Genomic DNA, 18262 nt, shown 5'->3' with positions numbered 1-18262 from the left:
CTCCACCAGCAAACACAGCTCGAGAAAGTTTTGGTATGGCCGGGAGTGAGGGGCACCGCGCAGTCTTACGTGCGCTGCACGCGTTGGAGATCGCAGTAGCATCCGAGGAAGGCGTGGCATTGGGAGAGATCGCCGACCAGCTCGAGGCTGCCAAGTCATCCGTGCACCCACTGCTGAAGGCCCTGGTCTCGCGCGGCTACCTCACTTACGAAGGAATGCGCTACCGAGCCGGCCCGTCCGTCGGCGCGTTAGCGGGCGTCGACTACCCCTCTGTTGTGCCGATCGCACAGCCCTTCATGGACAATCTCCTGCTGCAGTTCGACGAAACCGTGATGCTGGGCCGTGTGGTTGGCGAGACACTCATATACTTGCACAGCCTGGAGTCGCATCAACCTGTTCGATACTCGCCGCCACGGTTCCGCCCCCCGAGTGATCACCCGTCGTCGATCGAGAAGCTCTACCTCACCCAACTCGATCGGGAGCAGCTCGACCAGTACATTGCGGAGCATATAAAGCCCGACAAGCGCGAGAAGTTGCGCGCTGAAATCGTGGAGGCACGAAGGACCGGCCTCGCCTTCAATCACGGCGATACCTTTCCGGATCTCAGCGCCGTCGCTGCACGAATCGTTGTCGGCCACGACGTCATCGCATGCTTGGCCGTAGGAGGACCAAGTCGGCGAATCGAAGGCCGATCCTCTGAAATCGCGGCAGCCACGCTGGAGGCGGCAACCAGTATCGGGCAGTGTGCTGCAGCGCGGGGAGACCGTTGAGCCCACGGTCAGCTCTCTCCTCAGATCGCATGCTTGCGGTACTGAATTCGACAGTCGATTATGAATTTCCAGCGGTGCTCGAGGTCGGGCGAGCGCTTCTTGACGAGCGCTGTCATTCCTTTCTACCCATCCTCGGTGGCGAACGTCGAGTGGAACATGTACCCGTGGCGGGCCGAGAAGTCGTAGGGCGACTCCACGGCGCGAGGGCGTCAAAGCGTGCTGCTGCGAACTCGCGAGTACGTCTTGCGCGGCCGCGCAGTAGTTTCCAATTTCGTCATGCACAGATCGTCCAATCGACGCCGGACGCTGTCGTTGATGTCGGTCTGGCGGGTGAGGAGACGCCGCAACCGGCGGTAGAAAATGGTGGGGAAGATCCCGAACTCGGGGAGGATGAGTTCGTCTCCGCCTCCGAAGGGCGCCCACTTGACCGCGAAGTCGAGCATGGCGAGTTCGTCCTTCGTCACGACGTCACCGTTCTTTCTGTCCGTGTGCCTGGATGCGGTCGTGCGACGCATGGCACGACCGCATCCACTGGGTCATCGCACGTCGAGGTAGATGCTCTTGAGCTGCTGATAGCTCGCGAGGCCCTCGGGTCCGAGTTCGCGGCCGAGGCCGCTGTTCTTGATGCCACCGAAGGGGGCGGTGGGGTCGTTGGCGTAGCCGTTGATGCCGATGGTCCCGCTGGCGATATTGCGGGCGAACTGGGCGCCGCGTTCGGGGTCGGCGGTCCAGATGGAGCCGCCGAGTCCGTAGTCGGAGTGGTTGGCGATCGTGAGGGCTTCGGCTTCGTCGGTGTAGGGGATGACCGACAGAACGGGTCCGAAGATTTCTTCTTGGGCGATGGTGTGGCCGGTTTCGACGTCGGCGAAGACGGTGGGTTCGACGAACCAGCCGTGGTCGAGTTTGTCGGGCCTGCGTCCACCGGTGGTGACGCGGCCGCCGTCGGAGCGGCCCTTGTCGATGTAGCTTTCGACGCGGTGCCGTTGCCGGGCGGACACCAGCGGTCCCATCTGGGTGGTGTCGGACAGCGGGTCGCCGACGGACAAACCCCTGGCGAGGTCGGTGATGGTGTCGACGATCTCGGTGTAACGGGATCGGGGTGCGAGGACGCGGGTGCCGAGCCAGCAGATCTGCCCGTTGTTGAGAAGTGTTGCTGCGTAGAAGGAGTCGAGGTTCGCGGTCAGGTCGGCGTCGTCGAGGACGACGGCGGCGGACTTTCCGCCGAGCTCGAGGGTGACGGGGCGGAGCAGTTCGCCGCAGGTGCGGCCGATGGCGCGTCCGGCACCGGTGGAGCCGGTGAAAGAGACTTTGTCGATGCCCCGGTGGGCAACGAGATAGGCGCCGAGTTCGCGTCCGCCGGGGACGATGTTCAGCACGCCTGAGGGCAGTCTGGCCGCGATGGCGGCCTCGGCCATCAGAAATGCGTCGAGGACGGTCTCGGGGGAGGGTTTGAGGACGACGGTGCATCCGGCGGCGAGTGCGGGGGCAACTTTGAGGAACGTAATGGCCTGCGGCACGTTCCAGGGGACGATGGCGCCGACCACACCGATCGGGGAGCGGGTGACGAGGGTGGAGCCGCCGAGCATGCCGGGCCGGATCTCGTCTTCCTGCTTCGAAGCCATGTCGGCGTAGTAGCGCAGCAGGATTGGTGGGAAGCCGCCCTCGAACTGCCGGGCGAGGGTGATGGGCATGCCGTTCTGGCTGCTCACCCGGGTGGCAGTGTCTTCGGCGCGGGATTCGAGTTCGTCGGCGAAGCGGCCCAGCACTTCAGCGCGCTGAGCCGCGGTCCACGACGCCCAGTCGGTAAGCGCGGCGCGGGCAGCGTCGACCGCGTCGTCGACGTCGATCTCGGTGCCCTCGGGAACCGATCCGATTCGCTGCTCGGTGGTGGGGGAGATGACCGGGATCGTCGAGTCGCCGGCGGGCCGGGCCCATCCGCCGCGGATGTAGAGATCGGGGTAGTCGATCGTCATCGGGGTGTCCTTATCGGAAAGGTTCGGTGGTGGGGTCGTCAGTCGTGCAGGAGTACGGGTTTGAGGACTTCGCCGCGGTGCTGGGCGTCGATCGCGTCGTTGATCTTCGCGAAGGGGAAGGTGGTGACGAGTTTGTCGAGCGGGAACTTCCCGGCCTTGTACAGCTCGACCAGTTCGGGAATGAACTCGTCGGGGACGCTGTCGCCCTCGATGATTCCGGTGATCGTCAGGCCCATGGCGAGGGAGTTGATGATGTTCAGCGGCACCGAGGCTGCGGGGTCGGCGGGCACGCCGATGAGGCCGATCTTGCCGTGGAAGGTCATGGCGCCGACGAGTGATTCGATGACGGCCGGGATGCCGGAGGTGTCGATCGCGTAGTCGACTCCGGCGGGGATGATCGCGCGGACCTGCTCGGCCAGCGGACCGGCACCGGGGTCGATGACATGGGTGGCGCCGAGTTCGAGGGCGAGGTCGCGCCGCGACTGGTGCGGTTCGGCGGCGATGATCGTGGTGGCGCCCTGGACGACGGCGCCCATGACGGCGGCCAGTCCGACGGATCCGGCGCCGGCGACGAGGATCGCGGATCCGGGCTTGCAGTCGAGGGAGCGCATGACGGCGCCGGCGCCGGTCTGGATTCCGCAGCCGAGCGGAGCCAGGAGTTCGGCGGGAACGTCGGCGGGAACCTTCACGACGTTCCGTTCGAACGCGAGGCTGTAGGTAGCGAACGAGGACTGCCCGAAGAACAGGCCGGTCAGGGATTCGCCGTCGGTGGTCGACAGCGGGCCGGTGCCGTCCTCGCGGACTCCGTCGTAGGCGAGGTGCATGAACTGGTGGCAGTAGGAGGGTGCCCCGGTGGTGCACGAGGGGCAGGTTCCGCAACTGTTGAAGGTGATGGCGACGCGGTCGCCGGCGGCGACCTTCGTGACGCCGTCGCCGACTGCGCGGACGAAGCCGCAGCCTTCGTGGCCGAGGACCGCGGGCAGCGCGGTGGGGAGGGCGCCGTCGCGGGCAGCGAGGTCGGTGTGGCAGATGCCGACCGCCTCGATTTCGACGAGGACCTCGTCGGTCTTCGGTCCGTCGATGGTGATCGTTTCGAGCGAGAACTCCGTGTGGGGTTCTCTCGCGACTGCTGCGAGTGCTTCCATCGTCAATGACTCCGTGTCTGTGGGGGCCGGCCCCGGAAGACCGGCGTGGATCGAATGCTCAGAGAGCGGCTTCCCGCAACGGTGTCGCGGGATCGGCGAGGGCAGTGCGGTCGACTTTGGTGCGATTCCCGATGAACTTCTTGCCGGCCATGAATTCGCCTGCGGCATTCACGGTCTCGACGGCCACCGGTATCCCGTCACTGTCGAGGTGGAACAGTGCGAACGAAGTGTCGGAGGCGTCGCCGCGCAGGATCGCCTGCGTGTCCGGTCCGATCATGCCCGCCATCTTCATCTTCAGGTCGAACTGATCCGACCAGAACCACGGCACCTCGTGCGGTGGGAGCGGGGCGCCCATGATGACTGCCGCCGCCTGCTTCGCCTGCTCGACCGCACTCGGAATGCTCTCCAGCCGTACCATCTTCCCGAGCGTGTCGTGCAGTCGATAGGTCACGTCCCCGATCGCGAGAACATGCGGATCGCTCGTGTGGGCAGAGCCGTCGACGACGATTCCGGCGAGGCACTCGAGGCCGGACTCGCGTGCCAGCGCGTCATTCGGGATGGCGCCGACCCCGACCAGGACGAGGTCGCAGGCGATCTCGGTTCCGTCACCGAGTTCGACCCCGGCCACGCGGCCGTCGGAGCCGCTGATTCCCCGGACCTCGGCCCCGGTGAGAATGCGGGTTCCCCGCTTCCGATGGAAGTCGGTGAGCGCCGTCGACAGTTCCCGGCTCGCCACTCGGGCCAGCACCCGGTCCTCCCGTTCGATCACCGTGACGTCGCATCCGCGGGCGCGGGCCGACGCCGCGACCTCGAGTCCCACGTAGCCACCGCCGATGATCGCAAGCGCCGATCCGGTGTGCACTGCCTCGCGGAGCATTGTGGCGTCGGCGAGGGTGCGCAGGCTGAGCACACCCTCGAGATCGCTTCCCGGGAGCGACAGCGTCCGCGGCGCGGCGCCTGTCGCGAGCACGAGTGTCGTGTACTCCAGCACCGTTCCGGACACGGTCGTCGCGGTTCGCGCGTCCCGGTCGATGCGGCTGACCGGATCACCGAGCAGCGTGTCGATCTCGTTGTCGGCGTAGAACGATTCTGGTTTGAGCCACTGCACGAACTCGTCGTCGGCGTACTTCTTCGACAGCGGCGGGCGGTGATAGGGCGGATGGGTTTCGTCCCCGCACAGGACGATGCGACCGTCGAACTTCTGCTGCCGCAGCATGCCGGCGAGAGTGCCGCCGGCATGCCCGGCCCCGACGATCACCACGGTGGGTGACGCATGTGGTGTGACCATGGTGCTATCGGGTGAACTCGATCTGGACGGGCATGTTCTTGAGCCCGCCGACGAAATTGGTCTGGATCATCTTCGTGTCGTCCACAAGTTCGAGCGACTCGATGTGGGGGAGCAGTTCCTCGAGCATGATGCGCAGTTCGATCTTGGCCAAGTGCTGCCCGATGCACATGTGAGGCCCGTAACCGAAGGCGATGTGCTTGTTGGGTCGGCGAGTGATGTCGAACGTGTCCGGGTTGGGAATGACGTCCGCGTCCCGGTTGCCCGACTGGTACAGCAGCATGAAGCGGTCGCCCTTCTTGATGTTCCGGCCGCGCAGCGTGTAGTCCTGCGTCGCCTGACGCATGAAGTGCTTCACCGGCGACGCCCAGCGCAGAGATTCGTTGACGATGTGCGGCGCGAGCGCCGGATCGGCCTTCGCCTTCGCGAGCAGTTCCGGGTTCCGGCCGAGTTCGAGCATGCCGCCGGCGAGGGTACTCGAGGTGGTGTCGTGACCAGCGGTAGCGATGGCGATGAAGTAGCCGTAGGCCACCTCGTTCGGGTAGTACTCGCCACTCTCGTTGCGTGCCACCGAGATGATCGTCGCGAGATCTTCGCGGGGGTTGGCCCGCCGGTCCTGCAGGAGCCTTTCGAAGTAGGCGTAGAAATCCTGAATCGTGGCCACCCACTGTTTCGCGGCGGCGTCCGGGGTGAGCGGTTCGACGTCCTCCCGCGCGGCATCGGGATCGGCCGTCCCGAAGAACTCCTGCGTGAGGGCCATCATGCGGGGCTCGTCCGATTCCGGCACCCCGAACAGGCTCATGATGACGTGCAGGGGGTAGTGCAGGGCGAAGTCCTTGACGAAGTCGATCCGGCCGTCCGTCTTCAGAAGCCGGGCGACGGCAGCCTTCGCGAGGTCGCGGATGGTGGCTTCCCACTGGGCGAGGTTGGTGGGCCGGAACCAGTCCAGCGCGATGTCCTTGATCGCGGTGTGCTCCGGCGGGTCGAGGTAGGTGAGAGTCTCGAGGACGCGGAGGCTGCCGTTGTTGATGCTCTTGGTGAACGCGTCGCCGGCCTGGTTCGCCAGGATCGGGTTGACGGAACCCTTGTCCTCCCCGCCTGCATTGGTGAAGATGTCGGGCTGACGCTCGATCTCCATGATGTCGGCGTGCTTGCTCACCAGCCAGATTGGGTCGTACCCCTCCACCTCGGCGCGCCCGAGCGGGTTGTTCTCCCGCAGCCAGCGGTAGGCCTCGAACAACGCGTCGTTGTCCCGGTGTCCTTCGGGCAGAACGATCTGACGGGCGACAGCGTCCGGAATAAGTTCCGTGACCTGCTCTGTAGTGCTCATCGATTCCCCTTCGTGGTGCAGTGTGGTGCGGCGCCGAACGTCGCGGCGCCCTCGCCGACTGGAGTGACTCCAGCCTGTCAGCCACAGGAGTGAGGGGCATCACACCATTGATCGAAAGTTGTCCACCTAACGGGGGATGTGTGCCGGGCACCTCGCGGTCGGCGAGGCAAGATTCACCCCACGGGAGGGGGGTAATCACCCGAAGTGGTGATGTGCCCGGCCAGTGACCGGCGACACAATTTTCGTACCGAGAACGCGGCCGGACCTTCCCGCTTCGGCGCGACGGCCGCGCAGATGTTCACCGGTCAACCTGAAGGAGATCACCATGCCCACCGTCGTGTACCAGCTTCCGGACGGCTCGACGTCGTCCGTCGACGTTCCCGCCGGCCAGAGCGTGATGGACGGGTCGGTCCGCAACAACCTCCCCGGCATCGTCGCCGAATGTGGCGGTAGCTGCTCCTGCGCCACTTGCCACGTGTACCTGGACGACGATTCCAGCGCGGCGTTCGGCGAACCGACGCTGGAGGAGCAGGACCTCCTCGAATTCCTCGACGGTGTACAGCCGTGCTCGCGTCTCGCCTGCCAGCTCGTGCTCACGCCGGACGTCGACACCGTCACCGTGACAGTGCCGTCCATGGACGCCTGAGGGGCATCCACCGGCTCTGTCACCGGGTGCCGGGCTGATACTTCGCGATCAGTTCGGCACGGTTGGTGGCGCCGAGTTTCCGGAGGATGCGTTTCACATGGGACTTGACCGTGTCGACGGTGATGACCAGTTCCTCGGCGATCGTCGAGTTCGACGCCCCGGTGAGAATCAATCGGACGACGTCGGATTCGCGGTCGGTCAGAGGGTCGAGCAGGCGCGGCTCGGCGGCGTCGCGGTCGGCCTGCGCCGGGGCGAGTTCGGACGCGTCGCCGGGGGGCGCCGTGTCGACGTCGGTGTCGCCGGCCCATCGCCGGGCGCTGTCGTGCAGGAGCGCGTTCTGGCGCTCACGGCGCGATTCCAGGCCGACTCGTTCGAAGCACCCGCCGAGCACTTCGGCGAACACCCCCAGTGCGCGGCGGCGAGTGTCGTCCAGGGGTGTGTCGACGTGCACGAGCGCGGCGGCGGAGGCGCCGACCACGACCGGAGCGGTGGTGAAACCGTTGGTGCCCAGCAGTTCTTGCAATGCGGCGGGGACGTCGGTGTCGACGCTGACCGTGTTCGTCGCGAGCGCTTGTTCTTCCGGCGAACCGTCCACGATGTCGAATTCGGCCGGTGCTGACGGCATGGTGCCGGGGTCGGCGCTGAACCAGGCCACGGGAATGATCCGGTCCCCGTCGAGGCGGGACAGCACAACCCTTTTCGCAGAGCACAATTCCGCGACGCGTTCGCACGCGCGGTGCATCAGTTCCGTACTCGAGGCGGCGTCGTCCAGTGCTTGGACGGCGCGATCGATGGCGGCCGCGATCGTGCCGATCTCGACGGTCCGGTTCGCGTCGGCGGCGTTTCTGCGGTCGAGGAGGTCGACGAGGCGTCTCCCGAGTTCGGTCGACTGTGCCGGGTCGGCCACCCGCATCTCGGTCAGGACTTCCGCGATGGCGCGATCGAGTTCGGTGTCCGTGGTGTTCTCGTCGGGGTGGGGCGCGTCAGCCACCGGACACCGTCTTGGCGTTGGCGCACAGCGCCGCCACCTCGGCTCGCGTCGAGACGCCGAGTTTCTTGAAGATCCGCTGGACGTGGGATTTGACGGTGCCGTCGGAAATGCACAGGCGACGGGAGATGGCCGCGTTGGTCGCTCCCGTCGCCATCAGTGTGAGCACCTCGCGCTCGCGAGCGGTCAAGGTGTGCGCGCGAGGAATGGCCGGCGCCTGCGACGTGTCCTCCCCGCTCTGCGCGCCGGAGCGGGGGAGGTCGCACGTGGCGAGTTCCGGCATCGTCAGGGGCTGCTCGAGGTGCCGCAGTGCCTGCGTGAGCCGCTGGATCTCGGCGTCGACGTGCTCGTTGCGGGTATGGATCTGCCGACGCAGGTCGGCGCGTTCCTTCGACGAGGCGCAGGCGCCCGCCAGTACTCCGACGATGTGGACGTCGGTGTCGGACAGGCTGTCGCTCTGGCGGTCGACGTGGATCATCGCCACCGCGCGGGCGTCGACGACGATGGGAACCGCGATGTATCCCGCGGGCCGCGACAGATCGATGAGTGGGCGGTATGTATGCCGGTAGGTGTCGACACCGTCCACGGCGTAAGGCCGACGGCGCCGGACCAGTTCGGCCTCGCGGGGGGCGTCGCGCAGCGAGATCTCGCGTCCGTCGATTGCCGTGGCGAGTTCGTGGAAGTCCTCTGTCAGTGCGGGGTTGACGGCCAGCGCGACGGGCGACCAGGTGGAACCGCGGACGACGGAGAACATGGCCTTGCCGTATCCCAGGCTCGTGCACAATTCCTGCGTCACGACTTCGGCGATGCGGTCCGAGCCGGTGTCGAGCGCACGCACGACCCGCTGCAATGCCTCGAACTGGGCGGTGTGGACGCGCAGTCGGCGGGCGATGTCGTCGCGGCTCGCGGCGTCGAGTCGCGTCACGAGTTCCGCGAGGCGCAGGGTGTGCTCGGGGGAGGCGACGCCTTCACGTAGCTTCCGGGCCGCGAACGCACGGATCACCGTGAGGTCGGGCTCGCCGTCCGCCAGCCGGACCAGGTTCGGCTCGCTCCCGAGGAGCTCCCGCAACTCTGCGACCGCCTGCTCGGCAAGCTCGAACGAACTCGTCGAAATGACCACTCACCACTCCTCGCGCCGCGGCCGCCGCACGGATGACGACGACACCGTCGCCCATTCCTGTGACCTAACGCACAGTATAGGAGGTGTCACCTGGGACGTTTCCGTGCCGTCCACGACCTCACCCCAATGTATATGGTCAGTCCAAATACGTCACGTGTTCCGCGGAAGATCTTGTCCCGGATCCCGTCGTCTACTAGGGTCGAATGGTAAGACCAAAATTGAAAGGATCGACCCTATGGCGCACCCCGTGCGATACGACGTCGACGAGCACATCGCCGTGCTCACTCTCGATCGCCCCGAAACCCGCAACGCGCTGTCCGACGACGTGCTCGACGAGCTGCTCGCCGCACTCGAACGTGCGCGCGGGGACGACGACATACGGGTTGTCGTGCTCGCGTCCTCACACGAGAAGATCTTCTCGGCGGGCGGCGACCTCAAGGCGTTCGCGAGCGAGACACCCACGATCGTCAAATACGCCGGTCTGGATCGCTTTCCGCGGCTGTATCAGCTGATCGGCGGTCTCGGGAAGCCGGTGATCTGTGCAGCGGGCGGCGACGTGCTGGCCGGCGCGTTCGGTCTCGCGCTGGCGTGCGATTTCGTGCTCGCCAAGGAGTCGGTCCGGTTCGGGTGTCCGGAGATCAACGTCGGCGTCTTCCCGTTCATGATCTCCGCCCTCATCTATCGGAACGTCGGGCGACTCAAGGCCAACGAGCTGATGATGTACGGCGAGCTCATCACGGCCACGGACGCGCTCGAACTGGGGCTGGTGAACCGCGTGATCCCGGACGACGACTTCGAGACAGAGGTCCGCGCGTGGGCGCGGCGGCTCGCGGGCAAATCGCCGCTGCTCATGCGTCTGGGCAAGGAGGCGATCAACAACACCCGAGACATGTCGCTGCCGGATGCCCTCACGGCGCTGCAGTCCCAGCTCGCTCTCGCGTTCACGACCGAGGACATCGTCGAGGGCGTTACCGCGTTTCGCGAAAAGCGTTCTCCCGTATGGAGCATGCGGTGATCTCCGCCCGGGGAACTCGTTGCAACTTCGGTCTAACCATTATATTGTGAGGGCCAACACGGAGTTTCTATTTCCCTCTCCATATCTGCGCACAGAGGAAGGCTTCCCATGGCGTTCGCATCGGTCACCGATCGCTATTCGGACGAACAGATCCGAGAGTTCTATGCCACCGGGCAGTGGCACCGCGACACCTTCTTCGACATGCTCGAGGCTCAGGTCGCCGAGCGGGGTGACCGTGTCTTCCTGACCGACGACACCAGCGGGGGCCTCACCTTCCGGCAGTTGCGCGACAAGGCGCTCAGTCTTGCGGTGGGCCTTCGGCGCCACGGCATTTCTGCCGGCGACCGCGTGTCGGTGCAGGTTCCGAACTGGATCGAATTCGCGATCATCGCCGTCGCGTTGTCGCGACTGGGCGCGGTCCTGGTGCCGATCATGCCGATCTACCGCCGCGACGACGTCGAGTACATCCTCGGTAATGCCGGTGTGCGGCTGGCGATTACGCCGCAGAATTTCAAGAAGTTCGACTACGCCGGCATGTACACCGACGTCCTGGATGCCGTCGAATCGCTCGAGGATGTCGTCGTCGTCCGCGGGAGCGGCGAACTCCCGAATCGTGCGGTGTCGTTCGAGTCGCTGTTCGCGGACATCGGCCCCGACGAGGCGATCGACGAACTCGGGCCCGGTGTCGGTCCGGACGAGCCGTTCGTCATCGTCTACAGCAGCGGCACCACGTCCCGCCCCAAGGGCTGCATCCATACGTTCAACACGTTCGCCTGCGGATCCCGTCTGCTGGCCAAGGGGTTCGCGTACACGCCCGACGACGTGCAGTTCGGCCCCTCGCCGATCACCCACACCACCGGCCTGGTCACCAGCATCGTCCTCCCGCTCATGCACGGGGCGGCGTCGCATCTCATCGAGGTGTGGGAGCCGGTCCGGGGCATGGAGCAGATCAAGGAACGCGGCTGCACGGTCGCGGTGAGTGCCACGACGTTCCTGCAGATGGTCATGGACGCCTACGACCCCGCCGTGCACGACATCGGCAGCATGCGGTTGTGGGTGGCGGCCGGCGCGCCGATCCCCGCCAGCTTCGTCACGAAGGCGGCCGAGCTGTTCCCCGGCCTGCAGGTGCTCAGCCTGTACGGCCGCTCGGAGAACGTCACGACCACCATGTGCACGGTCGACGACGAGCCCGAGCGGTCGCTCACCTCGGACGGCCGTCCGCTGCCGTTGCAGTCGGTCAAGATCGTCGACGAACTCGGTAACGAGGTTCCGCGCGGCGAGGAGGGCGACGTCGCCTACAAGGGCGCGATGCACATGCTCGGGTATCTCCACAATCCCGAGGAGACGGCCAAGCTGTTCACTCCCGACGGCTACTCCCTCTCCGGGGATCTCGGCCGGATGGACGAGGACGGCTACGTACGGGTCACCGGCCGCACCAAGGACATCGTGATCCGCGGCGGCATGAACATCAGTGTGCGTCAGGTCGAAGACCTCCTGGCCGCTCATCCCGCGGTCCGCGCTGTGGCGGCGGTCGCGATGCCGGACGAGCGCCTCGGGGAGGCGGTGTGCCTCTACCTCGTCGCCGCGCCCGGGTACGACGACATCACGCTCGAGAAGATCAAGACCTACCTGCTCGAGCAGGGGGTGGCGATCCAGAAGGTTCCGGAGCGGCTGGAGATCGTCGAGGCGCTGCCGACGACGGCGACGGGCAAGATCCAGAAGAACGTACTGCGTGCGCAGATTGCGGCGAAGATCGAGGCGGACCGGGAACGGGCGCAGGCCGTCAGCTGATCGAATAGGTAAGGGGGCGAAGCTGTTCAGCTTCGCCCCTTCCGTATTGTTCGAGAAGGGTGATCAGGTCGAGGCCACCGCGACCTTCGCCGATCCGGTGACCACCGGGCCCTTGTCTCCCGAGGCGACGAGATCGAGCGTTGCGAGCGACTCACCATCGGTCTCGTCGATCGACACCACCGTGCCGCCCAGGGTCAGCGTGTCGCCGATGAAGACCGGAGCGACGAACCGGACTCCGAAGGAGCGCACATGCTCGACACCGAACGTGTCGGACAGCCATCCGGCCAGGATCCCGGCCTGCATCTGACCCATCGCGATGACGCCTGGAAAGCCCGACGTGGCCACGAAGCCGGGGTCGTGGTGCAGGGGATTGAAATCGCCTCCTGCCCCGGCGAACCGGACGATGTCGGTCTGGGTCACCGGGCCGACCACCCGGACGTCCGGAGTGTCGCCGACGCGTACCTTGGCCGGTGTTCTCATCGCTGCTCTCCTCGTTCGATCAGGACTTCCTCGAGCCGGACCACGGGTTCGCCGTCGGAGTCGACGTACTCGGTCTCGAGGGTCACGACGCGCATCGTCCCGCCGCGCTTGCCTTCTCGCTGCTCGTCGGCCACGATGCGGCGGCTGCCGACCACGTGGTCGCCGGCGGTGAGCGGTCGCAGGTACGTCCACGTGACCGAACCGACCACCACCCGAGCGAGGGCCAGGCCCAGCGAGTCGACGAACGCGCGCTGGTCGCGCTGGTGTCCGGCGACGACCGTGTGCGTGAGAGTGGCCGGCACGTCGGCGAACCCGGCGTCGCGCGCGACGGCCGGATCCGTGTGGACGGGATCGGTGGTGAACGTGGCGCGCGTGAATTCGCGGATCTTGCCGCGTTCGACGTCGTATTCGACGCGGTCGACGACGCCGGCGGGGAGTGGGTCGGACATCCGGGCCTCCTTTTTGGACTGACCTATAGTATCATTGAGCCTAAATTCGTGAGGAGGGTGCAATGGAGCTCGCTGATTCCCCAGACGAGGCCACATTCCGTGCAGAAGTCCGGGAGTGGGCCGAAAAAGAGGTCCCGACGCTGCCGTGGCCGGAACCCGTCGATCTGGTCGACAAGGTGCCGTTCTGGCAGCAATGGCAGCGGCTGCTCTTCGACGCCGGCTACGGCGGGATGTCGTGGCCGAAAGAGTACGGCGGCCAGGCCGCCGACCCGATCCGCAAGGCCATCTTCACCGAGGAGATGGACCGCGTGGGCGCACCCGAGCGCCTCAACACCATCGGTGAGGATTTCGCCGGCCCGACCATCATCGACTTCGGGACACCCGCGCAGAAGGAACGGTTCCTTCGCCCGATCCTGACCGGCGAAGAGATCTGGTGCCAGCTGTTCTCGGAGCCGGATGCCGGGTCCGACCTCGCCTCCCTCCGCACCAAGGCCACCAAGGTGGACGGGGGCTGGAAGGTCAACGGGCAGAAGATCTGGACCAGCCGCGCGCACATCGCCGCCCACGCCATTCTGCTCGCCCGCACCGGTGGCGGTCCGCGGCACAAGGGCATCACGTACTTCCTCGTCCCGATGGACAGCGAGGGAATCACCGTCCGGCCGCTCGCGCACATGCTCGGCGAGGCGGAGTTCAACGAGGTGTTCCTCGACGACGTGTTCATCCCCGACGACCTCGTCGTCGGCGAGGTCGACGGAGGCTGGAAGGTCGCGATGGGCACGCTCGCCTACGAGCGGGTGGCGATCGCGACGGGCCGCGTCAATACCAAGCGTGCCGTCGACGACATCGTCTCCGACATCGCCGGGATGACCGACGACGCGGGTCGCCCGCTCGGCGAGGACCCGGTGATCCGGCAGAAGGTTGCCGATCTCTACGGCCGTGCCCTCGTGCACTACCTCATCGGTCAGCGTGTCATCACCCTCGCGGCCAACGACGGTCCACCGGGGCCGGTCACGTCCATCGGCAAGCTGTTCTTCTGCCCCCTCGTCGAGGAACTCGCCGACTTCCGGCTGTCCCTGGAGCCGGTGGGCGGGCAATTCGCGCTGGATGACGAGCCGCAAAAGACGGCGCGGTGGCAACGGCTCGCATATCAGGCCCGCGGCACCGCTATCGCCGGCGGTTCCACCTTCATCCAGCGCAACATCGTCGCCGAGCGCATGCTCGAAATGCCGAGGAGCTGACCGTGTCCGACTACACCTGGCGCCCCACCGACGAGTACGTCGAGAACGCCAACGTCACCCGGCTCGCCCGCGCCCACGGTCTCTCCGGCCTGGGTGAACTCCGCGCCCGCTCCGTCGCCGACGTGCGGTGGTACTGGGATGCCGTGGTCCGTGACCTCGGGCTGCCGTTCCGGTCGCCGTATCGCGAGGTGCTCGACACCTCGCGCGGAATCGAGTACCCGGAGTGGTTCGTCGGAGGCACGTCCAACGTCGTCGACGCTTGTCTGGAGCAATGGCTCGCCGACCCCGCGGTCGCCGACCGGACGGCGGTCGCGCACGAGGCCGAGGACGGAACGGTCCGCAGCCTCTCGTATCGAGAACTCGCGACGGACGTCGAGCGGGCCGCGGCCGGACTGCGGGAACTCGGCGTCGGCAAGGGTGACGCCGTCGCCCTCTACCTGCCGATGATCCCCGAGGCGGTCGTGTCGGTGTATGCCATCGCGCGGCTCGGTGCGGTGCTGGTTCCGCTGTTCTCCGGGTTCGCGCCGAGCGCGATCGCGTCCCGCATCCAGGACGCGGACGCCAAGGTGGTGATCGTCGCGGACGGAACGGTTCGCCGACGCAAGTCCGTCACGATGAAACCGGCCCTCGACGAGGCGCTGGCCTCGTGCCCGACGGTGCAGTCGGTCGTCGTGGTCGAGAACGTCGGCGTCCCGGTGGATTCCACCGACCGCGACATCTCCTGGGGCAAGCTCCTCGGCAACGGCGGCGACCCGGGCCCGGTGGAGGCGATGGACGCGGGCGAGCCGTTCGCGCTGGCCTACACGTCCGGTACGACCGGCAAGCCGAAGGGTGCGGTCCACACCCACGCCGGGTTCCTCGTGAAGACGGCCAGCGAGGTCGCGTACTCGTTCGACCTGAAGCCCGGCGGCGTGTTCTGCTGGATCACCGACATGGGCTGGATCATGGGCCCGCTGTCGATCATCGGCACCCACGCCAACGGCGGAACCCTCGTGCTGTACGAAGGTTCGCCGGACGTGCCGGACACCGACAGGTTGTGGCAGCTCGCGCAGCGTCACCGGGTGACGATGCTCGGTGTCTCACCGACGCTGATCCGTACCCTGCGCGGACGGGACACGGACGTCGCGGCACGGTACGACCTGTCCTCGGTGCACACGATCGGGTCCACCGGCGAGCCGTGGGACCCGGACTCGTACGAATGGCTCGCGCGGGACGTGTTCGGCGGCCGGGTGCCGATCATCAACTTCTCCGGCGGCACCGAGGTCGGCGGCTCGTTCCTCGCCCCGTATCCGGTGGAGCCGATCCGCAGCTGTTCGCTGGGCGGTCCGTCCCTGGGTATGGACGTCGACGTCGTCGACGACGCGGGACGCTCCCTGCGCGGGGAACAGGGCGAACTCGTGTGCAGGCAGCCGTGGCCGTCGATGACGCGCGGGGTGTGGAAGGACGAGGAACGCTACCTGGAGGCGTATTGGTCCACGTTCCCCGGCATGTGGCGGCACGGCGACTACGCCCTCGTCGACGACGACGGCCAGTGGTACATCCGTGGCCGGTCGGACGACGTCATGAACGTGGCAGGAAAGCGTCTCGCGCCGGCGGAGGTCGAGGCCGTATTGACCGCGCACCCGGCGGTGTCGGAGGCGGCGGCGGTCGGTGTCCCCGACCCGAAGAAGGGCGAGGCGGTCTGGGCGTTCTGGGTTCCCCGCGCGGACGCCGACGCGACCGACATCTCGGCCGAACTCGTCGCCAGCGTTGCCGCGGAACTCGGGAAACCGTTCGCGCCGAGCGCTGTTCACCGGGTGTCGCGCCTGCCCAAGACCCGGTCGGCGAAGATCCTGCGCCGAGCCGTGCGGGCCGCCGCGCTCGACATCGATCCCGGGGACCTGTCGGGTGCCGAGAACCCGGAGGCCGTCGACGAGATCCGCGCAGTGGTGGCCGGAGCGAGCGCCGAAGCGTCGTGAGTACGACGAAGGCCCCACACCGCACGGTGTGGGGCCTTCGTCGTCGAAGCAGGAAACGGACAAGCTATTCGTCGAGGGGGATGTCGGTGCGCTGCTCGAAGTCCTTGATCGACTCGGCGTACGAGTGGACGTGCCTGCTCATGCGTCGTACTGCGGCCTCGGCGTCCTTTTCGCGAATTGCCCTGGTCACCGAGCGGTGCGCCTTGACGGTGATCTCTCGGACCTTGTCGTCGATGAAGCCTTCGTTCTCGGTCGCGGCGTAGATGGCCCGCGAGAGCGAGATCATGAGACCCGACAACAGTTCGTTGTGGCTGGCGCTCGCGACGGCGACGTGCCAGTCGATGTTCGCCTGAAGGAAGTCGTCGAGTTCGTCGCCTGCTCCGGCGATGTCGTCGTTGGCGGCGTCCAGTCGCGCGAGATCCTCGTCGGTGCGGTGGCGGGCGGCGAGTTGTGCGCAGAACGGTTCGATCGCCTCGCGGGTCTCGAGCAGGGCGGCGAGGCGGATCTGACGGCCACGGATGAGCAGTGCCACCGTGTCGGCCATGGACTGTTCACCCGGTCGCTGAACGAAGGCGCCACCGGCCCGGCCCGCCTTGATGCGGACGAGTCCCTGTACTTCGAGGATGCGCAGGGCCTCGCGCACCGTGGTGCGGCTCATCTTCGTCTGGACGACGAGTTCGCGCTCCGGTGGCAGCGGTGTGCCCTCGACGAAGTCGCCGCTGAGGATGCGCTCGCGCAGTTCGTTGGCAAGGACGTCCGACGCCTTCGGTACCTCCATCGGTGTCAACTGAATGGAGGAACGTCCGTTCCGGGTGGTGTTCGGCACGGCTGGTGGCATGACTCCCCGCCCTCTCTGGTCTAACGGTCAGACCTAATATACCATTGGGTTCTCGCTGCGCTTGTCATGCAGCCTATTCTTCGTCTCATCGAGAGGACCAGTTGAATGCGCTGGGAACTGTCAGAAGAGCAGGAAATGTTCACCGAAGCCCTCGACGGCTGGCTTGGACGGTTCGCCGCTCCAGCGAATGTCCGCAAGTGGGGTGAATCGGGAGATCCTGCCGAATTCGAGCAAAAATTTGTCGAGGAGGGCTGGTTCTCCGCCGGTCTCGACGAGAAAATTGGTGGTCAGGGTGGTGGTCTGCTCGAACTGGCATTGACTGCCGAGACGCTGGGCCGGTACGCCGCGCCGTCGAGTGCCTGGACCGCGTCGGTTCTCGCGGCACCCTTGCTGCCCGTCGACGTCGCCACCGACGTGCTGGCCGGGGGCGGGTTCGCCGCGGTCGCCGTCGACGCGACCCGTCCGTTCGGTTTCACCGACTCGGTACGCGTCGGCGAGGCCGGGGCACTGACCGGTCGTGTCGCGACGGTGCTCGGCGCCGAACGGGCGAAACTGCTGGTCGTTCCGGCCGCGGACCCCGACGGCACCGCCGCTCTGTATCTCGTGCGCGTCGACGACCCTGGCGTCGCCGTCGAACCGCGGCGCCTCCTCGACCCGTCCCGCGCGGCCGCGGACGTCCGGTTCGACAACGCTGCCGGTCAGCGCCTCGACGTCGACGCGTCCGCCGCGCTCGAGGATGCGGGGCTGCGGGCGGCCGTGCTCGTGGCCGCCGACTCGCTCGGTGCGATGGACCGCATGCTGCGACTCGCGGTGGATTACAGCAAGCAGCGCCACCAGTTCGGCGTCCCCATTGGGTCGTTCCAGGCCGTGAAGCATGCTGCGGCAGGCATTCTCGTCTCCGTCGAGGCGGGACGTTCCATCGCCTACTACGCCGCGGCGTCGGTCGATCTCGGCCTCGACGACCGTGCGATCCATGCCGCGGTCGCCAAGGCGCAGGTGCCGCGCAGTGCGGTGCAGGCGGCCGACAGTGCTCTCGTGATGCACGGTGCCATCGGCTACACGTGGGAACACGACCTGCACCTGTACTACAAGCGCGCCAAGCTCGACGAGAAGCTGTTCGGCGGACCGGGTGTGTGGAACGAGCGCCTTGCGCGCGATCTTCCCCTGCTGCCGGCCACCGGCTGACAGCCGTTGACTATTTGGTCTGTCCTTTTGTAACATAAGTCCAAACGGAAC

General features: G+C 66.7%; 17 protein-coding genes. 7 read left to right on the top strand and 10 right to left on the bottom strand.

The features are described 5' to 3' along the window. Positions 1-35: 35 nt before the first annotated feature. Positions 36-770, top strand: coding sequence for an IclR family transcriptional regulator (locus GO592_RS35370; protein ID WP_007299631.1), 735 nt, complete (start codon positions 36-38; stop codon positions 768-770). Positions 771-979: 209 nt separating this feature from the next. Here the strand turns inward: GO592_RS35370 and GO592_RS35365 are convergent, their stop codons facing one another. The 5 genes from GO592_RS35365 to GO592_RS35345 all read right to left on the bottom strand — a co-directional run bounded on the left by GO592_RS35365 (position 980) and on the right by GO592_RS35345 (position 6503). Next, positions 980-1234: a hypothetical protein gene (locus tag GO592_RS35365; protein WP_039952490.1), complete on the bottom strand. Its 255-nt coding sequence runs from the start codon at positions 1232-1234 to the stop codon at positions 980-982. A gap of 72 nt (positions 1235-1306) precedes the next feature. Then, positions 1307-2743: an aldehyde dehydrogenase gene (locus GO592_RS35360; RefSeq protein ID WP_007299633.1), complete on the bottom strand. Its 1437-nt coding sequence runs from the start codon at positions 2741-2743 to the stop codon at positions 1307-1309. A 38-nt stretch (positions 2744-2781) separates the two neighbouring features. Further along, a complete protein-coding gene (locus tag GO592_RS35355; RefSeq protein ID WP_007299634.1) occupies positions 2782-3888 on the bottom strand; it encodes an NAD(P)-dependent alcohol dehydrogenase in 1107 nt (368 codons plus the stop codon). A gap of 58 nt (positions 3889-3946) precedes the next feature. Next, positions 3947-5176, bottom strand: coding sequence for an NAD(P)/FAD-dependent oxidoreductase (locus tag GO592_RS35350; RefSeq protein ID WP_007299635.1), 1230 nt, complete (start codon positions 5174-5176; stop codon positions 3947-3949). A gap of 4 nt (positions 5177-5180) precedes the next feature. After that, positions 5181-6503 carry a cytochrome P450 gene (locus GO592_RS35345; RefSeq protein WP_007299636.1) on the bottom strand — a complete coding sequence of 441 codons (1323 nt, stop codon included), beginning with the start codon at positions 6501-6503 and terminating at the stop codon, positions 5181-5183. A gap of 325 nt (positions 6504-6828) precedes the next feature. Here GO592_RS35345 and GO592_RS35340 point away from each other — a divergent pair, with 325 nt between their 5' ends. Further along, on the top strand, positions 6829-7149 hold the full coding sequence (locus GO592_RS35340; RefSeq protein WP_007299637.1) for a 2Fe-2S iron-sulfur cluster-binding protein: 321 nt from the start codon (positions 6829-6831) through the stop codon (positions 7147-7149). A 19-nt stretch (positions 7150-7168) separates the two neighbouring features. Here the strand turns inward: GO592_RS35340 and GO592_RS35335 are convergent, their stop codons facing one another. Together GO592_RS35335 and GO592_RS35330 are read right to left on the bottom strand one after the other, a co-directional pair. Next, positions 7169-8140: a helix-turn-helix transcriptional regulator gene (locus GO592_RS35335; RefSeq protein WP_007299638.1), complete on the bottom strand. Its 972-nt coding sequence runs from the start codon at positions 8138-8140 to the stop codon at positions 7169-7171. Next, complete coding sequence (locus GO592_RS35330) at positions 8133-9257, bottom strand: helix-turn-helix domain-containing protein (protein ID WP_007299639.1); 1125 nt, start codon at positions 9255-9257, stop codon at positions 8133-8135. Before GO592_RS35330 ends, GO592_RS35335 begins: the two co-directional genes overlap by 8 nt. Positions 9258-9492: 235 nt before the next feature. Here GO592_RS35330 and GO592_RS35325 point away from each other — a divergent pair, with 235 nt between their 5' ends. Then, complete coding sequence (locus GO592_RS35325; RefSeq protein ID WP_007299640.1) at positions 9493-10272, top strand: enoyl-CoA hydratase/isomerase family protein; 780 nt, start codon at positions 9493-9495, stop codon at positions 10270-10272. A 108-nt stretch (positions 10273-10380) separates the two neighbouring features. Then, positions 10381-12063, top strand: coding sequence for an AMP-binding protein (locus GO592_RS35320; protein ID WP_007299641.1), 1683 nt, complete (start codon positions 10381-10383; stop codon positions 12061-12063). 63 nt (positions 12064-12126) lie between these two features. On the opposite strand, the gene GO592_RS35315 is transcribed toward GO592_RS35320, so the two are convergent. Together GO592_RS35315 and GO592_RS35310 are read right to left on the bottom strand one after the other, a co-directional pair. Beyond that, on the bottom strand, positions 12127-12543 hold the full coding sequence (locus GO592_RS35315) for a MaoC family dehydratase (RefSeq protein WP_007299642.1): 417 nt from the start codon (positions 12541-12543) through the stop codon (positions 12127-12129). Beyond that, complete coding sequence (locus GO592_RS35310) at positions 12540-12992, bottom strand: FAS1-like dehydratase domain-containing protein (protein ID WP_007299643.1); 453 nt, start codon at positions 12990-12992, stop codon at positions 12540-12542. The genes GO592_RS35315 and GO592_RS35310 overlap by 4 nt, the downstream gene beginning before the upstream one ends. Positions 12993-13054: 62 nt before the next feature. Here GO592_RS35310 and GO592_RS35305 point away from each other — a divergent pair, with 62 nt between their 5' ends. Both GO592_RS35305 and GO592_RS35300 read left to right on the top strand, forming a co-directional pair. After that, positions 13055-14230, top strand: coding sequence for an acyl-CoA dehydrogenase family protein (locus tag GO592_RS35305; RefSeq protein ID WP_007299644.1), 1176 nt, complete (start codon positions 13055-13057; stop codon positions 14228-14230). A gap of 2 nt (positions 14231-14232) precedes the next feature. Then, the gene (locus GO592_RS35300) at positions 14233-16188 is read left to right on the top strand and encodes an AMP-binding protein (protein ID WP_007299645.1); all 1956 of its coding nucleotides are present in this window, start codon (positions 14233-14235) and stop codon (positions 16186-16188) included. Positions 16189-16252: 64 nt separating this feature from the next. Here the strand turns inward: GO592_RS35300 and GO592_RS35295 are convergent, their stop codons facing one another. Beyond that, positions 16253-17014 (bottom strand): FadR/GntR family transcriptional regulator, encoded by a 762-nt coding sequence (locus GO592_RS35295; RefSeq protein ID WP_007299646.1) that lies wholly within the window; start codon positions 17012-17014, stop codon positions 16253-16255. Between the two features lie 117 nt (positions 17015-17131). Between GO592_RS35295 and GO592_RS35290 the strand changes: the two genes are divergently transcribed. Continuing rightward, positions 17132-18211, top strand: a complete 1080-nt coding sequence (locus GO592_RS35290) for an acyl-CoA dehydrogenase family protein (RefSeq protein ID WP_007299647.1) — start codon at positions 17132-17134, stop codon at positions 18209-18211. Positions 18212-18262 lie beyond the last annotated feature (51 nt).

This window comes from Rhodococcus sp. 21391 (assembly GCF_016772255.1).
Classification (GTDB): domain Bacteria; phylum Actinomycetota; class Actinomycetes; order Mycobacteriales; family Mycobacteriaceae; genus Rhodococcus_F; species Rhodococcus_F opacus.
Note: the sequence above shows the minus strand (reverse complement) of the source record. Positions and strands in the feature narration are given on the sequence as shown.

Excerpts from the sequence above, each read along its gene's own strand:
- GO592_RS35370 (WP_007299631.1), top strand. The coding sequence starts at position 36 with ATGGCCGGGAGTGAGGGGCACCGCGCAGTCTTACGTGCGCTGCACGCG.
- GO592_RS35360 (WP_007299633.1), bottom strand. The coding sequence starts at position 2,743 with ATGACGATCGACTACCCCGATCTCTACATCCGCGGCGGATGGGCCCGG.
- GO592_RS35355 (WP_007299634.1), bottom strand. The coding sequence starts at position 3,888 with ATGGAAGCACTCGCAGCAGTCGCGAGAGAACCCCACACGGAGTTCTCG.
- GO592_RS35350 (WP_007299635.1), bottom strand. The coding sequence starts at position 5,176 with ATGGTCACACCACATGCGTCACCCACCGTGGTGATCGTCGGGGCCGGG.
- GO592_RS35345 (WP_007299636.1), bottom strand. The coding sequence starts at position 6,503 with ATGAGCACTACAGAGCAGGTCACGGAACTTATTCCGGACGCTGTCGCC.
- GO592_RS35340 (WP_007299637.1), top strand. The coding sequence starts at position 6,829 with ATGCCCACCGTCGTGTACCAGCTTCCGGACGGCTCGACGTCGTCCGTC.
- GO592_RS35325 (WP_007299640.1), top strand. The coding sequence starts at position 9,493 with ATGGCGCACCCCGTGCGATACGACGTCGACGAGCACATCGCCGTGCTC.
- GO592_RS35320 (WP_007299641.1), top strand. The coding sequence starts at position 10,381 with ATGGCGTTCGCATCGGTCACCGATCGCTATTCGGACGAACAGATCCGA.
- GO592_RS35315 (WP_007299642.1), bottom strand. The coding sequence starts at position 12,543 with ATGAGAACACCGGCCAAGGTACGCGTCGGCGACACTCCGGACGTCCGG.
- GO592_RS35310 (WP_007299643.1), bottom strand. The coding sequence starts at position 12,992 with ATGTCCGACCCACTCCCCGCCGGCGTCGTCGACCGCGTCGAATACGAC.
- GO592_RS35305 (WP_007299644.1), top strand. The coding sequence starts at position 13,055 with ATGGAGCTCGCTGATTCCCCAGACGAGGCCACATTCCGTGCAGAAGTC.
- GO592_RS35290 (WP_007299647.1), top strand. The coding sequence starts at position 17,132 with ATGCGCTGGGAACTGTCAGAAGAGCAGGAAATGTTCACCGAAGCCCTC.